The organism is Pseudomonas sp. MPFS (assembly GCF_022537035.1).
In the GTDB taxonomy this organism is placed as follows: domain Bacteria; phylum Pseudomonadota; class Gammaproteobacteria; order Pseudomonadales; family Pseudomonadaceae; genus Aquipseudomonas; species Aquipseudomonas sessilinigenes.
On the sequence record NZ_CP066123.1, the window covers coordinates 6,833,323 to 6,849,079 of the forward strand.

Consider the following 15,757-nt stretch of genomic DNA (forward strand, 5'->3'; position numbering starts at 1 on the left):
CTCAATATTAACCGTTATCACACTTGTGGTGCAGTCATGTCTGTCGTCACCCGTTCCAATATCGCGGACCCAACCCAGAAACTCGGCCAGCAATCCGCTGGCCAGACCCTCAAGGCCATCGCTCGCGCGTACCCGGGCAAACTGTTCGTCACCTTGTCCCTGGTGGCCCTGGAGAACGCCCTGCTGCTGGCCTACCCGCTGTTCGCCGGGTTCGCCGTGGACTCGATCCTGCGCGGCGATACCACCCATGCCCTGGTCTACGCCATGGTGGTGCTGGGCTTCTGGATCGTCGGCGCAGCACGGCGTGCCGTGGATACCCGGACCTTCACTCGCATCTATGCGGACCTGGCCGTACCGGTGATCCTCAACCAGCGCCAGCAGCAACAGAACACCTCCACCGCGGCAGCGCGAGTGGTGCTGGCCCGGGAGTTCGTCGACTTCTTCGAGAAACACGTACCGATCATCGCCACGGCCCTGGTGTCGATCATCGGCGCAGCGGTGATGCTCTTGGTGATCGAACCCTGGATTGGCCTGGCCTGCCTGGTGGCATTGCTGCTGTGCATCACCCTGCTGCCACGCTTCGCCCGACGCAACCAGCAGTTGCACGAGCGCCTGAACAACCGCCTGGAAAAGGAAATCGGCCTGGTCGCCAAAGTGGGTGCCCAATCCCTGCAGCGTCATTACCGGTTGCTGTCGCGGCTGCGGATCTGGCTATCGGACCGGGAAGCGGTGGCCTATCTGTTTCTTGGCGTCATGGCAGCGGTGCTGTTCGTGATCGCCATCACCCAGCTGTCGCTGTCGCCCGAGATCAAGGCCGGGCATGTGTATGCGGTCATGACTTACCTGTGGACCTTCGTCAGCAGCGTCGACGAGGCCCCGAGCATGGTCGACCAGCTGGCGCGCCTACGGGATATCGGCAAGCGCGTGGACCCGGGACTCGACGACACCGCCGAGCCCCGCTGAACGTCAGAACGGCCGAATGCGGAAACCGCCAGCGCCCTGGTCGGCGAACTTGTAGTACGCCGACAGGTTGATCTGTTCAGCGATGTGTTGGGCGAACGACACACCGTCATCACCCCAGACTCGCCCGATATGGCTGTAGGCAAAGGCTTGGGCCGCCCATTTCTTGTCACCCTTGCCCATGTTGTTCATGGCCACATAACCCGATGACTGGTCGGACATGCCACTGACCTTGCCGCTGACATCGTTCTGGCCATTGGTCACCGGTGAGATGAACACCTTGGCGCTGGAGGTCCGGGCTTCGGCGTACTGCGAAAGTTTCTGGTTCTGCGAATGGTTGAGCACCAGCAAAACCTTGCCCTGCAATTGGCTGGCGGTGGGCCAGGCCTTGCCCTTGAGGTTGTTCTGCAGGGCTCCGGCACTGCTGCCGATATGGGTCGCCAGGTCCTGGGGGGTGTACAGCTTGCCCTGGAAGATCCGGCTCACCAAGTCGTCGAAGTCCTGTGGCGTGCGCCCCGAGCTGGCTTTCGACCAACCCTGCTTCTTGTCCAGGATCACGGTGATGGGGAAGTGCCCCGGATGGTTGTCGCTCCAGAGCTTGATGTCGTTCAGGCAGGCTTCCAGGTCGTTCTTGCCGGTGCCGTCGCCCGTGCAGTTATTGTCGTTGCCGGACTGGAACAGGGTGCCCGGGTTGTGCCGCACGAACCAATGCCGTGGCGAACCTCCGGTTACCGCGTCGCGCTGGTCCCAGAAATCCAGCTCCAGGGTGCGCACACTGTCGAGCACGCTGCTGAAGGTGCCCGCGTACTGCTTTTCATAGCAGTTGTGACAGGCCACTTGGGCAATCCGGTTGAATGGCGTGCTCCAGGACGCCGGGTCGATGAACGCCGGGCTTTCCTGGCCGAAGGCTGCGTGGCTGAGCAAGAACATCGACACAGCCAATGCACGGGGAACGAAACGAGAAAGATGAGTCATGCCAGCTCCTGCTAAAAGGTCAGTCCTTGAAGGGCAATCAACTGCTCATCTGTTTTAGTCCAATCATGTGTCATTGCAACCATGGCCCTCCAACACCTCGCCGGAGGGCGGGTGCAGTCAACGGAAGCGGTCGACTTCGTGGCGCAGATCGGCGGCCAGGGCTTCCAGCTCACGCGCGGTGACGGCCAGGTTGGACACCACCTCGCGCTGTTCGCTATTGGCCTGGGCAATGCTCTGCAGGTTGCGGCTCAGGACCGTGGCGGTGCTGCTCTGCTCCTGGGTCGCGGTAGTGATCGCGGCGAACTGTTCGCCGGCACTCTGGCTCTGCTCGTCGATCAGGGCCAAGGCCGACGCCACACCAGCGTTGCGCGACAAACCTTCCTGCATCAGGCGGTTGCCCTGCTCCATGGTCTGGATGGCATTGCCGGTTTCCTGCTGGATGCTGTTGATCATCTGCGAGATTTCCGCCGTGGCCTCGCGGGTGCGCGATGCCAGGTTGCGCACCTCATCGGCCACCACCGCGAAACCGCGACCCTGCTCCCCGGCGCGGGCCGCCTCGATGGCCGCGTTGAGGGCCAGCAGATTGGTCTGGTCGGCGATGGCGGTGATCACCCCAACGATCCCGCCGATTTCCTGGGAGCGCTGCCCCAGGGTATCGATCACGGCTGCCGTGCTGCCCAGGGCCCCGGCGATCTGCTCAAGCGACGAAGAAGCCTGCTCCATGGACTCACGACCGATATGGGTCTGCTCGGCATTTTCCTGGGCCAGGCGCTGGGTACTGCCCATGTTGTCGGCGATGTTCAGCGAAGTAGCGCTGAACTGTTCTACCGCCCCGGCCATGCTGGTGATTTCCCCGGATTGCTGTTCCATGCCTTCGTAGGCCCCGCTGGACAGCCCGGACAACGCCTGGGCCCGGCCACTGACCTCGGTGGCGGAGCGACGGATGTGCTCGACCATGGTCGACAAGGCCTCGCCCATCTGGTTGAAGCTGCGGGCCAGCTGGCCGATCTCATCGTGGCTGGAAACATTCAGCCGCGCGCTCAGGTCGCCACCGCCCAAGGCCTGGGCCTGGCGCACCAGGTCGCCCAGGGGCGCCAGCTTGCTGCGCAACAACCATACCGTGGCGCCCACCGCCAGCAGCATCGCCAACAGGCTGCCGATCACCAGGCGCAGCCCAACGCTCCAGGTCACCTCACGGATCTCGGCCTTGGGCATGCTCGCCACCACCGACCAGGGACCGTCGGCGAAAGGCATCGCCAGGCTGTAGAAGTCCTCGCCTCCATCGCTCCAGAAACGCCCCTTGCCCGGCTCCTTCGCCGCGTCTACCAGGAGCTGCGCGGCCTGGTCCAGGGCCTGCACGCCGGCCGGCGGCACCAGCCACTTGTGCTGTTCGTCGAGCAGGGCCAGGGAGCCGCTCTGGCCGATGCGGAAGCGCTTGAGGTTGGCGAACTGGGCGTTCTGCGCGTCGGTGTAGTCGAAACCCACGAACAACACCGCGATTACCCGACCACTGCGGTCCATCACCGGGGTGTACTGGGTCATGTAGAAACGCTCGAACAGCAGCGCGCGGCCAACGTAGCCCTGCCCGGCCATGAGCTTCTTATAGGCCGGATGGGCGTGGTCGAGCAGGGTGCCGATGGCGCGGCTGCCATCCTGCTTGCTCAGGGAAGTGCTGACACGGATGAAATCGTCACCGCTGCGCACGAACAAGGTCGCGACCCCGGCGGTCATCTGCTTGAACTGGTCCACTTCATCGAAGTTGTTGTTCAGCACCACGTTGCCCAGGTGCAAGCCAGGAGTCTGCACCCCGGCCACGGTCACCGGCTCGTCGGGGTGTAGGCTCAGGCCGCTGCGAAAACGGTTCTCGAACAGGCCGCTCAGACGCTGGGTACTCTCGCGCAGGCTGCCATGGAAGGTATTGAGCTGGTCCGCCAGCAGGCGGGCTTCACTGGCCAGGTGTTCTTCACGGGTGTCGAGGTTGGCCGAATCCAGCGAGCGCAGGGCAAAAAGAGTACTGCCACTGATCACCAGGGCGAGTACCAGGGCAAGGGCAAGCCCTAGCTGGGAGGCTATCCGGGCACGGGGTTGGGACATGATGGCTCCTGGCCGAGAAGGCGGATCATCCTGATCAAGTGGCACGCTCGGCAGCAATAATTCCAAGATTTTCTAATGAGTTAGGACCTTCCTGAACGCTGGTTCCATATCCCAGGATTCGGCGGCATCCGGCAATACTTGAGCGGTTTGCAAGGATATATCTCACAGCCTGCCAGCCAGGGGCTTCAACGTTTCAGCCAAGACGCTCCACGGCTGGCAATTGCATGGCCCCAACCTCCCCTTGCAGGAAGTCGCTCAGGCGCCGCAGGCGTTCGCCACCGGGCCGGGTCCTGGGCCACACCAGATAGTAGTCCAGGCCACTGGCCACCGCCGTCGGCCAGGGCAGGCTCAAGCGCCCTTGGGCCACGTCTTCGGCCACCATGAGCAAGTCGCCCATGGACACGCCGTAGCCCCGTGCGGCGGCGATCATCCCCAGCTCCAGGGTGTCGAAGACCTGCCCGCCCTTGAGCGAGACCTGATCGGCCAACCCCATGTGCTCGAGCCAACTGCGCCAGTCACGACGATCCGGGGTCGGGTGCAGCAACTCGGTGCTCGCCAGGCGCGCCACATCCCAGGGCTGGTCGTTGAGCAGGTTCGGTGCGCCCACAGGGATCAGCAGTTCCGGGAACAGGCGGCTGGACTCCCAGTCAGCGGGAAAGTGGCCGTTGCTCAGCAGTACCGCGCAGTCGAAAGGCTCCTGGTTGAAATCCACCGAGTCCACATCCATCCAGGCACTGGTGAGCTGCACTTCGTTGCCCGGCTGCAAGTGGCGGAAACGACTGAGCCGCGCCAGCAGCCAGCGCATGGTCAGGGTCGAGGGCGCCTTCATGCGCAGGATGTCGTCTTCGGCCCGCAGGGTGGCGCAGGCCCGCTCCAGGGCGGCGAACCCCTCGCGCACCCCCGGCAACAGCAGGCGCGCGGCTTCGGTCAACAAGAGGTTGCGTCCGCTACGCTGGAACAACCGGCAGGCGAAATGCTCCTCCAGCGTGCGCACATGGCGACTGACAGCACTCTGGGTAATCGACAGCTCTTCACCGGCCCGGGTGAACGAGCTGTGCCGGGCTGCGGCTTCGAAGGCCCGCAGGGCATAGAGAGGAGGTAGACGACGGGACATGGACAGACTCCGGCAGCGCAATGCAGCCAAGCTACCAGAAAGCGCTTCGCATGAGTTTTTATCATGTCAGCACGTATTTTTATCCCTTTGTGCTATGGGCCAAGAGCGCCGAGAATCAGCGTTCTTCCCGCTTTCCACCTGACCGAGCCTGATGACCATGCAGCATCCAGCACGTACCGAACTCTGGGCCATCCTGCGGCTGGCAGGGCCATTGATCGCCTCGCAGCTGGCCCATATGTTGATGGTCCTCACCGACACTTTGATGATGGCCCGCCTGAGCCCCGAGGCGCTGGCCGGCGGCAGCCTGGGCGCAGCCAGCTACTCCTTCGTCTCGATCTTCTGCATTGGCGTGATCGCCGCGGTAGGCACCCTGGTAGCGATCCGCCAGGGCGCCGGCGATATCGAGGGCGCAGCGCGCCTGACCCAGGCCGGCTTGTGGCTGGCCTGGCTGATGGCCCTGGTAGCCGCCTTGCTGCTGTGGAACCTCAAGCCACTGCTGTTGCTGTTCGGCCAGACCGAGAGCAACGTCCAGGCCGCCGGCCAGTTCCTGCTGATCCTGCCCTTCGCCCTGCCCGGCTACCTGAGCTTCATGGCCTTGCGCGGCTTCACCAGCGCCATCGGCCGGGCCACGCCGGTGATGGTCATCAGCCTGTGCGGCACGGTGGCCAACTTCCTGCTCAACTATGCGCTGATCACCGGTATGTTCGGCCTGCCGAAGCTAGGCTTGGTCGGTATCGGCCTGGTCACCGCCATCGTCGCCAACTGCATGGCCGTGGCACTGGCCTGGCATATCAAGCGGCACCCGGCCTATACCGCCTATCCCTTGCGCCAGGGCCTGTTCCGGCTCAATACCCAGTACCTGCGGGAGCTGTGGCGCCTGGGCCTGCCCATCGGCGGTACCTATGCCGTGGAGGTCGGATTGTTCGCCTTCGCCGCCCTGTGCATGGGGACGATGGGCAGCACCCAGCTGGCGGCACACCAGATCGCCCTGCAGATCGTTTCGGTGGCGTTCATGGTGCCGGCGGGGGTTTCCTACGCCATCACCATGCGCATCGGCCAGCACTATGGCGCCGGACAGCTATTGGATGCGCGCCTGGCAGGACGGGTCGGCATTGCCTTCGGTGCGGTGGTGATGCTGGGGTTCGCGGTGGTCTTCTGGCTGCTGCCCAACCAGTTGATCGGGCTGTTCCTCGACCATGACGACCCCGCGTTCGCCCCGGTGATCCAGTTGGCCGTCAGCCTGTTGACCGTAGCGGCCTGGTTCGAGCTGTTCGACGGCACCCAGACCATCGCCATGGGGGCGATCCGCGGGCTCAAGGATGCCAAGACCACCTTCCTGGTGGGGCTGGGCTGTTATTGGCTGATCGGGGCGCCCTCGGCCTGGTTGATGGCGTTCACCCTGGGTTGGGGGCCGACCGGTGTCTGGTGGGGCCTGGCCCTGGGCCTGGCGTGCGCAGCCATCAGCCTGACCCTGGCCTTCGAATGGCGGATGCGCCGCATGATCAAGCATGAGCCCGTGGTGCCGGCCATGGGCCTCCAGGCCGATTGAATCGGCTGCCGGCTCCCTGGTTCCAGGGTTGCCGGCACAGCTCATGGTCCCTAGATGACTTCTTCCTGGCCCAGGCGCTGGCTGCTGCCGAAGGTCAGGTATTCCACCAGTTCGGCCAGCGGCAGCGGCTTGCTGATCAGGTAGCCTTGGGCCTGGTCACAACCGAAATCGCGCAGCAGCGCCAGTTGTTCGGCGGTTTCCACGCCTTCGGCCACCACGTCCAGATTGAGGTTGTGGGCGAGGTTGATCATCGCGTGGACCAGCTTGCGATTCTCTTCACGCTGGTCCATGCCGCCGACGAAGCTCTTGTCCACCTTGAGCAGGGCGATCGGCAGGCTGTTGAGATGGACGAACGACGAGAAGCCCGTGCCGAAGTCGTCCAGGGAAAAGCGCACCCCCAGCCGCCCGAGTGCGTCCATGGTCTGCTTCACCAGGTCGCTGCGGCGCATGACGGCGGTTTCGGTCAGTTCGAATTCCAGCCACTGCGCCTCGACCCCACGCTCACTGATCAAACGGCTCAAGGTCGAGAGCAGCTGGCTGTCCTGGAACTGGCGAAACGACAGGTTGACCGCCATGTGCAGTGGTGCCAGCCCGCGCTCGCGCAAGGCCTGCATATCGCGCAGGGCACGAGAAATCACCCAATAGCCCAGGGGTACGATCAGCCCGCTCTGCTCGGCCAGGGGCACGAATTCGCTGGGCGGCAGCAACCCACGCTCGCCATGGCGCCAGCGCACCAGGGCCTCGAGGCCGACGATCTTGCCGTCGTGCAGGTTCAGGCGCGGCTGGTAATGCAACTCCAGCTCGTCGCGACGCAGAGCCCGGCGCAGTTCGCTTTCCAGGTCGGCCAGGCTGCGGGCATTGCGGTTGATCCGCTCGTTGAAGATATGAAAGGTACAGCCCTGGGTACTCTTGGCTTGCTGCATGGCGATGTGCGCATGCCACATCAGCGGGTCGGCGCCAGCATGGGCGCGGGCATGGGCGACCCCCAGGCTGCAACCGATCAGCAGGCTTTCGCCGTCGATCCAATAAGGCTCGGCCATGGCCTCGGTGATACGTTCGGCGATCCATTCGGCGCGCTGTGGAGCGCGACGTGTATCGATCAGCAAGGCAAATTCGTCGCTGCCCAGGCGGGCCAGCTGGTCACCGGCCTCCAGCTGGCTCTTGAGCCGCGAGACCACCTGCAGGATCAGGCGATCGCCGGCCTGGTGCCCCAGGGCATCGTTGGCATGGCGAAAGTTGTCCAGGTCCAGGTGCCCCAAGGCCAGGCCGCGCCCGTCGTTTTCCGCAAGGCGCGCGGCCAGCAGGGTCTGGAACCCCTGGCGGTTGGCAATGCCGGTCAGCGGGTCCTGCTCGGCCAGGCGCTGCAAGGTGCTTTCCAGCAGCCCGCGCTCGCGTACATGGCGCAGGCAACGGCGCAAGGCATCGGTGCTCAGGCACGGACCCACCAGCCAGTCACTGACGCCTACCGGAGCGACTGAGGGCTCCTGGTCCAGCAACAGGACGGTGGGCAGGCTGCAACGCCCGGGGCCGGGCTGCAGGTGTGGAATGGTCAGCAAGACCGCGTTGCGGTCGTCTTCGAACAAACGACTGACAGACTCCCAGCTGGAAGCACTGATCAATACCACCGAGTCTCCCAACGGAGCGACACACTCGCGCAACAACGCTGTCCACACAGGCTCTTCAGCCAGTAGCAGCAAACGCAAGGGTTCGACAGGCTTAGACAAGCTAGCTCCCTAGACTCTGCAAAAAAAGTTGGCGGCGGGCATTATGGCGCGCAAACGGTCAATATCAATTGATAGTGATTATCATACGCAACTTCTTGTACCGCTCTAACTCGAACATTGGACGCATATTCAGCGCGCATCCTGAGGGAAAGTATCAAAACCGGCAAATTTAGATAGCGTTATGCGTCACAAGTCGGAGAGACGCAGCAGAATCCGTCCATCCTGTTAAAATGCCCGCCCTTTTCGTCATCGACCCCTTTTTACCGTCATGTCCCGACTCAATCCCCGGCAGCAAGAAGCCGTGAACTACGTCGGCGGCCCTCTTTTGGTGCTCGCCGGTGCCGGCTCCGGCAAGACCAGCGTGATCACCCGCAAGATCGCTCACCTGATCCAGAACTGCGGGATCCGCGCCCAGTACATCGTCGCCATGACCTTCACCAACAAGGCGGCGCGGGAAATGAAGGAACGGGTCGGCACCCTGTTGCGCAGCGGCGAGGGTCGCGGCCTGACCGTCTCGACCTTCCACAACCTGGGCCTGAACATCATCCGCAAGGAGCATGTGCGGCTGGGCTACAAGCCGGGCTTCTCGATCTTCGACGAGACCGACGTCAAGGCCCTGATGACCGACATCATGCAAAAGGAATACTCCGGGGACGACGGCGTCGACGAGATCAAGAACATGATCGGCGCCTGGAAGAACGACCTGATCCTGCCCGCCCAGGCCCTGGAAAACGCGCGCAACCCCAAGGAACAGACCGCGGCCATCGTCTACACCCACTACCAGCGCACGCTCAAGGCGTTCAACGCAGTGGACTTCGACGACCTGATCCTGCTGCCGGTGAAGCTGTTCGAGGAGCACGCCGACATCCTCGAGAAGTGGCAGAACAAGGTGCGCTACCTGCTGGTGGACGAATACCAGGACACCAACGCCAGCCAGTACCTGCTGGTGAAGATGCTCATCGGCACGCGCAACCAGTTCACCGTGGTGGGCGACGATGACCAGTCGATCTATGCCTGGCGCGGCGCGCGCCCGGAAAACCTGATGCTGCTCAAGGACGACTACCCATCCTTGAAAGTGGTGATGCTGGAGCAGAACTACCGCTCCACCAGCCGCATCCTGCGCTGCGCCAACGTGCTGATCTCCAACAACCCCCACGAATTCGAAAAGCAGCTGTGGAGCGAAATGGGCCACGGCGACGAGATCCGCGTGATCCGCTGCAAGAACGAGGACGCCGAGGCCGAGCGAGTGGCCATGGAAATCCTCACCCTGCACTTGCGCACCAACCGTCCCTACAGCGATTTCGCGATCCTCTACCGGGGCAACTACCAGGCCAAGCTGATCGAGTTGAAGCTGCAGCACCACCAGGTGCCTTATCGCCTGTCCGGCGGCAACAGCTTCTTCGGTCGCCAGGAAGTGAAAGACCTGATGGCCTACTTCCGCCTGATCGTGAACCCCGATGACGACAACGCATTCCTGCGAGTGATCAACGTGCCGCGCCGGGAAATCGGCTCCACGACCCTGGAGAAACTCGGCAACTACGCCACCGGGCGCGGTATCTCGATGTATTCCGCCACCGAGGAAATCGGCCTCGGCGAGCACCTGGACAGCCGCTTCACCGACCGCCTGGCGCGCTTCAAGCGCTTCATGGACCGGGTCCGCGAGCAGTGCGCCGGCGAGGACCCGATCGGCGCCCTGCGCAGCATGGTCATGGACATCGACTACGAGAACTGGCTGCGCACCAACAGCTCCAGCGACAAGGCCGCGGACTACCGGATGGGCAACGTCTGGTTCCTGATCGAGGCCCTGAAGAACACCCTGGAAAAGGACGAAGACGGCGAGATGACCGTCGAGGATGCCATCGGCAAGCTGGTCCTGCGGGACATGCTGGAGCGCCAGCAGGAAGAGGAAGACGGCGCCGAAGGGGTACAGATGATGACCCTGCACGCCTCCAAGGGCCTGGAGTTTCCCTACGTGTTCATCATGGGCATGGAAGAGGAAATCCTCCCCCACCGCTCCAGTATCGAAGCCGATACCATCGAGGAGGAGCGACGCCTGGCCTACGTGGGCATCACCCGGGCGCGCCAGACCCTGGCCTTCACCTTCGCGGCCAAGCGCAAGCAGTACGGCGAAATCATCGACTGCGCGCCAAGCCGTTTTCTCGACGAACTGCCGCCGGACGACCTGGCCTGGGAAGGCAACGACGACACGCCGACCGAGGTCAAGGCCGTTCGCGGCAATAATGCTTTGGCTGATATACGCGCGATGCTAAAGCGGTAAAATCGACTATTTTTTAACAGACCCTTGGCCCCATAGCGGCCATTAGAGGAAGCTCCGTGGAAGCACTGCACCAGAAAATTCGCGAAGAAGGCATCGTGCTTTCCGATCAAGTATTGAAAGTCGACGCCTTTCTGAACCATCAGATCGATCCGCAGTTGATGAAGTTGATCGGCGACGAATTCGCCAGGCTGTTCAAGGACTCGGGCATCACCAAGATCGTGACCATCGAGGCCTCCGGCATCGCTCCAGCGATCATGACCGGCCTGAACCTGGGTGTACCGGTGATCTTCGCTCGCAAGCACCAGTCCCTGACCCTGACCGAGAACCTGCTGTCGGCCACCGTGTACTCCTTCACCAAGCAGGTAGAAAGCACCGTGGCTATTTCGCCACGGCACCTGACCAGCAGCGACCGCGTGCTGATCATCGACGACTTCCTGGCCAACGGTAAGGCTTCCCAGGCCCTGATCTCGATCATCAAGCAGGCCGGCGCCACCGTAGCCGGCCTGGGCATCGTGATCGAAAAGTCCTTCCAGGGCGGCCGTGCCGAACTGGACTCCCAGGGCTACCGCGTGGAATCCCTGGCGCGGGTCAAATCCCTGGCCGGCGGCGTGGTCACTTTCATCGAGTGACCCGGCGCCAGGCTCACGGCTGACGGGTGGCCTGCAGGCCGGCCAGCAACAAGCGCTGGTACAGGTCTTCACGCAGGCCCTCGGGCTGTTCCAGCCCCATGCGCTCCAGGTGTTCGGGAAATGCCCCGGGCTCCGGCGCGTCGAAGGCCGCCTTGCCCAACTCGAGGATCTCGCTGAGCTTGAACTTGCTCTTGAGCCAGTTCAGCGCCCGCAGCAAGTCGCGCTCCTGGGCGGTGAAATCACTGCCCAGCGGATACTCTGGGAACAGATGGCGATGGCGCGCCTGTATATCCAGCAAGCGCTGCGGGCTGTTATCGGCAAAGCGCGGATCCAGGCGGAAGTCCCTGGGCAGCTTGCCGGCTTTCTGTGCCTGTTCCATCAGCCCGGGCTGGAAACGTGAATCGCTGATGTTGAGCAACGCCTCGATCACCTTCGCATCGGACTTGCCCCGCAGATCGGCGATGCCGTACTCGGTGATGACGATGTCCCGCAGGTGCCGCGGGATGGTGCAATGGCCGTACTCCCAGACGATGTTGGAACTGACCTCCCCTGCCGACTCCCGCCAACTGCGCAGGATCAGCACCGAACGGGCATCCGCCAGGGCATGGCCCTGGACCACGAAGTTGTACTGCCCGCCCACACCACTCAACACCCGCCCATCCTGTAACTGATCGGACACCGCGGCGCCCAGCAAGGTCATGGTGAATGCGCTGTTGATGAAGCGTGCATCGCGACGCTGCAGGCGCTTGAGCTCTTCGTGGCCATACAGCTCGTTGATATAGCTGATGGCGCTCATGTTGAATTCCGCCAGCTTGTCCTGGGGTAGCTCGCGCAAGCGCTGGTAGAAACTGCGTGGCCCCAGGAAAAATCCGCCATGGATCGAGACCCCGCCTGCAGTGGCCGGGTCCAGGGTGCCGGTATTGGCCTGGCGTTGCTGCTCCACGCTGGGGTAGACCTTGCGTCGCACGATCCCGGCATCAGCCAGGGCCAGCAGGCCGTTGACGAACATTTCGCTGCAGCCATAGAGCCCCTGGGCAAAGGGTTCGACCCCACCTTCGCGATCGATCAACGACTGCCAGTAGCCCACCTGCAAGTCCGCGAGTACAGCACGATAGCCATCGTTATCCGCCTGGCGCGCCAGCAGCGCTGCCGTCAGCGCATCCCCCATGGAACCGATGCCGATCTGCAAGGTTCCGCCGTCACGCACCAGGGTGCTGGCATGCAGGCCAATGCAATGATCCTGCACGCCTACCGGCATGTTGGGCGTGGAAAACAGCGTGCTGCATTCGTCTTCATCGATCAGCAGGTCAAAGTCCGCGGCATCGATCTCTGCATCGCCCGGCATATAGGGCAGGTCGCGATGAACCTGGCCGAGCAGCAGGATGGTCTCCCCGGCGTCACGCCGCTTGGCGATCATCGGCAGCATGTCCAGGGTGATGTCCGGGTTGCAGCTCAGGCTCAGGCGCCCTGGCTGTTGCGGATGACGCGCCACGATCTGGGCGACCAGGTTCAGGCCTGCGGCATTGATGTCCCGGGCGGCATGGCTGTAGTTGCTGCTGACATAGTCTTGCTGCGCCACGTCACTGTGCAGCAGGCTGCCAGGTTGCATGAAGAACTGCTCGACACGGATGTTGGCTGGCAGGTTGTCGCGGTGCAGGGCGGCGAGAAAATCCAGTTCAGGGTAGTCACCGAACACCCGCTCGACGAAGGGCTCCAGAAAGCGTCGCTGCAAACCATCGCCCAATGCAGGCCGGCCCAGGCTCAAGGCGGTGTAGAGGGTCAGCTGGCGTTCGGGCAGTTGGGCAACCCGACGATACAGGGCATTGGCGAAGCGGTTGGGCTTGCCCAGACCCAGGGGCATGCCCATGTGAATGTGTTGCGGCAAACGAGCGAGCACTTCATCCACCGCACGCTCGATAGAACAGGATTGCAGCATCGGACCCTCCTGGAACCATCCGTGAATTGGGGTTGGACCGAGCTTGCCGGGAGTTTGCTGCATTGAACAGGGTGCAGGTCAAATCGCGCCCACAAAAAAGCCGCTCGCAAGCGGCTTTTTCGCTGCAGATGACCGCTTATTTCAGGCCGGACATCTTCTGGATGGCGCCCTTGAGCTCCTCATCGGAGCAGTCGGCGCAGGTGCCTTTCGGAGGCATGGCGTTGATGCCGGTAATGGCCTTGGCCAGGATGCCGTCGAGGCCGCCTTGATGATCGGCGCGCTCTTTCCAGGCAGCGGTATCACCGATTTTCGGAGCGCCCAACAGGCCGGTGCCGTGGCAAGCGTTGCAGTGCTTGGCGATCACGTCGTCCGGAGATTTCGCCCCACCGCCGCCACCTGCGGAGGCAGCGACTTCCATCCCCTTGCATTCTTGCCCCTGGACACAGACCTGGCCAACCGGCTCGAGGCGCTTGGCGATATCGTCGTTGGTCGCAGCTTGAGCGCTGACTGCCCAAAGGGCCAATACGGTTGCTGGTGCGGCCAGCATTTTCATAATTAGGTTCACGCGTACACCCTCAATGGTGGCTAGTCACGCCTGCGGCCACGGTTTCGCAGGCGGGCGAAAGTATAACGGTTAGCCCGTCACACTGAAACAACCCCAAAGTCGAAGGGGTCTTGATCGCGGCGAAATGTCGCTGGAGGACTCTCTGCAAACCTTGCAGGACGCCTCTAAACCTAGAAGTTGGCTGGCGTGGCTGCGCTGATTAGTCGCGCCGGAACATCGAATGGGTTACGGAAACGGTGTGGCTTGGTGCTTTCGAAGTAGTAGCTGTCACCGGCTTCCAGGACAAATGTCTCCAGACCGACCACCAACTCCAGGCGGCCTTCGAGCAGGATTCCGGTTTCCTCGCCATCATGGGTGAGCATCTCTTCGCCAGTGTCGGCACCGGGCGGATAGATCTCGTTGAGAAAGGCAATCGCGCGGCTCGGATGGGCCCGCCCCACCAGCTTCATGGTCACGGCACCATCGGAGATGTCGATCAGTTCATGAGCCTTGTAGACGATCTGAGAAGGTGTTTCCTGGAGGACCTCTTCGGAAAAGAACTCCACCATGGACATGGGAATACCGCCCAACACCTTGCGCAACGAACTGATCGAAGGGCTGACACTGTTTTTTTCGATCATTGAAATGGTGCTGTTGGTGACGCCCGCACGCTTGGCGAGTTCACGCTGGGAAAGACCTTTCAGTTTACGGATGGATTGCAGTCGTTCACCGACGTCCAATGCGGCAGTCTCCTAGGCGGGAATCAGGCGTTGTTGTAATCGAGCGTTATCATGGCGACAGCGTTCAGTATTTACAACACTTGGCCCGGATTCCCCCAGGATAGGCGACTTTCGGCACAGCTCGCGCCATCTCAGCCTTCGCAGTACACCAACGGTACCCGGCGCAGGTTGCAGAAGAACTGGTAAGGAATGGTCCCTGCAGCCAGGGCCACATCGCTGGCCAGGATGTTCTTGCCCCACAACTCTACGGTCGACCCCAGGCCGGCCTGGGGCACATCGGTCAGGTCGATGCACAGCATGTCCATAGAAACCCGCCCCAACAGGCGGCTGCGCTGGCCAGCGACCAGCACCGGGGTCCCCGTTGGCGCATGGCGTGGATAACCATCGGCATACCCCATCGCCACCACCCCGATGCGCATCGGCTTGTCAGTAATGAACTTAGCGCCATAGCCAATAGGCTCACCGGCAGGCAGCTCACGCACACAGATCACCTTCGACTCCAGGGTCATGACCGGCTGCAGGCGCTGCGCCACCGCATTGCTTTCCTCGAACGGCGTCGCCCCGTAGAGCATGATGCCCGGGCGCACCCAGTCGCTGGGCACATCCGGCCAGCCCATGAGCGCGGGCGAGTTGCGCAGGCTGACTTCGGCCTCCAGGCCTTCGCGGGCAGCCTCGAATACTGCGACCTGCTCGCTGCTGCTTTGACAATCCAGCTCGTCGGCGCGGGCGAAGTGGCTCATCAGTACGATTTTCTCGACCTTGCCGCTGGCCTGCAGCCGCTGGTAAGCGGCGTGATAGTCCTTGGGATGCAAACCCACCCGGTGCATGCCCGAATCCAGTTTGAGCCATACGGTCACTGGCTTGGCCAGCGTCGCCTGCTCGATGGCCTCCAGTTGCCACAGCGAGTGCACCACGCACCAGAAATCATGCTCGACGATCAGTGCCAGCTCGGAGGCCTCGAAGAAGCCCTCCAGCAGCAATACCGGAGCACGGATACCCGCCGCGCGCAGCTCCAGGGCTTCTTCGATGCAGGCCACGGCGAAGCCGTCGGCGCAGTCCGCCAGTGCCTGGGCGCAACGCACCGCGCCATGGCCGTAGGCATCGGCCTTGATCACCGCAAGGGCGCGAGCGCCCGAGACTTCACGGGCCAGTTGGTAGTTGTGACGCAGGGCTTGGAGATCGATCAGGGCACGGGCAGGGCGCATGGCGGCAGA

At 62.8% G+C, this 15,757-nt stretch carries 12 protein-coding genes; 4 read left to right on the forward strand and 8 right to left on the reverse strand.

What is annotated here, in order from left to right:
* The first annotated feature begins 36 nt into the window (after window positions 1–36).
* Window positions 37–963, forward strand: a complete 927-nt coding sequence (locus I9018_RS31500; protein WP_225926547.1) for an ABC transporter six-transmembrane domain-containing protein — start codon at window positions 37–39, stop codon at window positions 961–963.
* A gap of 3 nt (window positions 964–966) precedes the next feature.
* On the opposite strand, the gene I9018_RS31505 is transcribed toward I9018_RS31500, so the two are convergent.
* The 3 genes from I9018_RS31505 to I9018_RS31515 all read right to left on the reverse strand — a co-directional run bounded on the left by I9018_RS31505 (window position 967) and on the right by I9018_RS31515 (window position 5,143).
* Window positions 967–1,935 (reverse strand): Ca2+-dependent phosphoinositide-specific phospholipase C, encoded by a 969-nt coding sequence (locus I9018_RS31505; protein ID WP_241108330.1) that lies wholly within the window; start codon window positions 1,933–1,935, stop codon window positions 967–969.
* 117 nt (window positions 1,936–2,052) lie between these two features.
* Window positions 2,053–4,029 (reverse strand): methyl-accepting chemotaxis protein, encoded by a 1,977-nt coding sequence (locus tag I9018_RS31510; RefSeq protein ID WP_241108331.1) that lies wholly within the window; start codon window positions 4,027–4,029, stop codon window positions 2,053–2,055.
* A 193-nt stretch (window positions 4,030–4,222) separates the two neighbouring features.
* Window positions 4,223–5,143, reverse strand: coding sequence for a LysR substrate-binding domain-containing protein (locus I9018_RS31515; RefSeq protein ID WP_068577721.1), 921 nt, complete (start codon window positions 5,141–5,143; stop codon window positions 4,223–4,225).
* A 151-nt stretch (window positions 5,144–5,294) separates the two neighbouring features.
* On the opposite strand from I9018_RS31515, the gene I9018_RS31520 reads away from it, so the two are divergent.
* A complete protein-coding gene (locus tag I9018_RS31520; protein ID WP_241108332.1) occupies window positions 5,295–6,692 on the forward strand; it encodes a NorM family multidrug efflux MATE transporter in 1,398 nt (465 codons plus the stop codon).
* Window positions 6,693–6,742: 50 nt separating this feature from the next.
* Here I9018_RS31520 and I9018_RS31525 read toward each other — a convergent pair whose 3' ends face one another.
* The gene (locus I9018_RS31525; RefSeq protein ID WP_241108333.1) at window positions 6,743–8,416 is read right to left on the reverse strand and encodes a bifunctional diguanylate cyclase/phosphodiesterase; all 1,674 of its coding nucleotides are present in this window, start codon (window positions 8,414–8,416) and stop codon (window positions 6,743–6,745) included.
* 268 nt (window positions 8,417–8,684) lie between these two features.
* Here I9018_RS31525 and rep point away from each other — a divergent pair, with 268 nt between their 5' ends.
* A complete protein-coding gene (rep, locus tag I9018_RS31530; RefSeq protein WP_068577716.1) occupies window positions 8,685–10,694 on the forward strand; it encodes a DNA helicase Rep in 2,010 nt (669 codons plus the stop codon).
* 56 nt (window positions 10,695–10,750) lie between these two features.
* Window positions 10,751–11,323 (forward strand): xanthine phosphoribosyltransferase, encoded by a 573-nt coding sequence (locus I9018_RS31535; protein WP_068577713.1) that lies wholly within the window; start codon window positions 10,751–10,753, stop codon window positions 11,321–11,323.
* Between the two features lie 13 nt (window positions 11,324–11,336).
* Here I9018_RS31535 and I9018_RS31540 read toward each other — a convergent pair whose 3' ends face one another.
* From I9018_RS31540 to alr, 4 genes are all read right to left on the reverse strand, one after another.
* Entirely contained in the window at window positions 11,337–13,259 is a 1,923-nt protein-coding gene (locus I9018_RS31540; protein WP_241108334.1) for an acetyl-CoA hydrolase/transferase C-terminal domain-containing protein, read from the reverse strand.
* A 136-nt stretch (window positions 13,260–13,395) separates the two neighbouring features.
* Window positions 13,396–13,812 carry a c-type cytochrome gene (locus tag I9018_RS31545; RefSeq protein WP_068577709.1) on the reverse strand — a complete coding sequence of 139 codons (417 nt, stop codon included), beginning with the start codon at window positions 13,810–13,812 and terminating at the stop codon, window positions 13,396–13,398.
* Window positions 13,813–13,994: 182 nt separating this feature from the next.
* A complete protein-coding gene (locus I9018_RS31550) occupies window positions 13,995–14,543 on the reverse strand; it encodes a cupin domain-containing protein (RefSeq protein ID WP_011064206.1) in 549 nt (182 codons plus the stop codon).
* Between the two features lie 131 nt (window positions 14,544–14,674).
* Window positions 14,675–15,748, reverse strand: a complete 1,074-nt coding sequence (alr, locus tag I9018_RS31555) for an alanine racemase (protein ID WP_068577708.1) — start codon at window positions 15,746–15,748, stop codon at window positions 14,675–14,677.
* Window positions 15,749–15,757 lie beyond the last annotated feature (9 nt).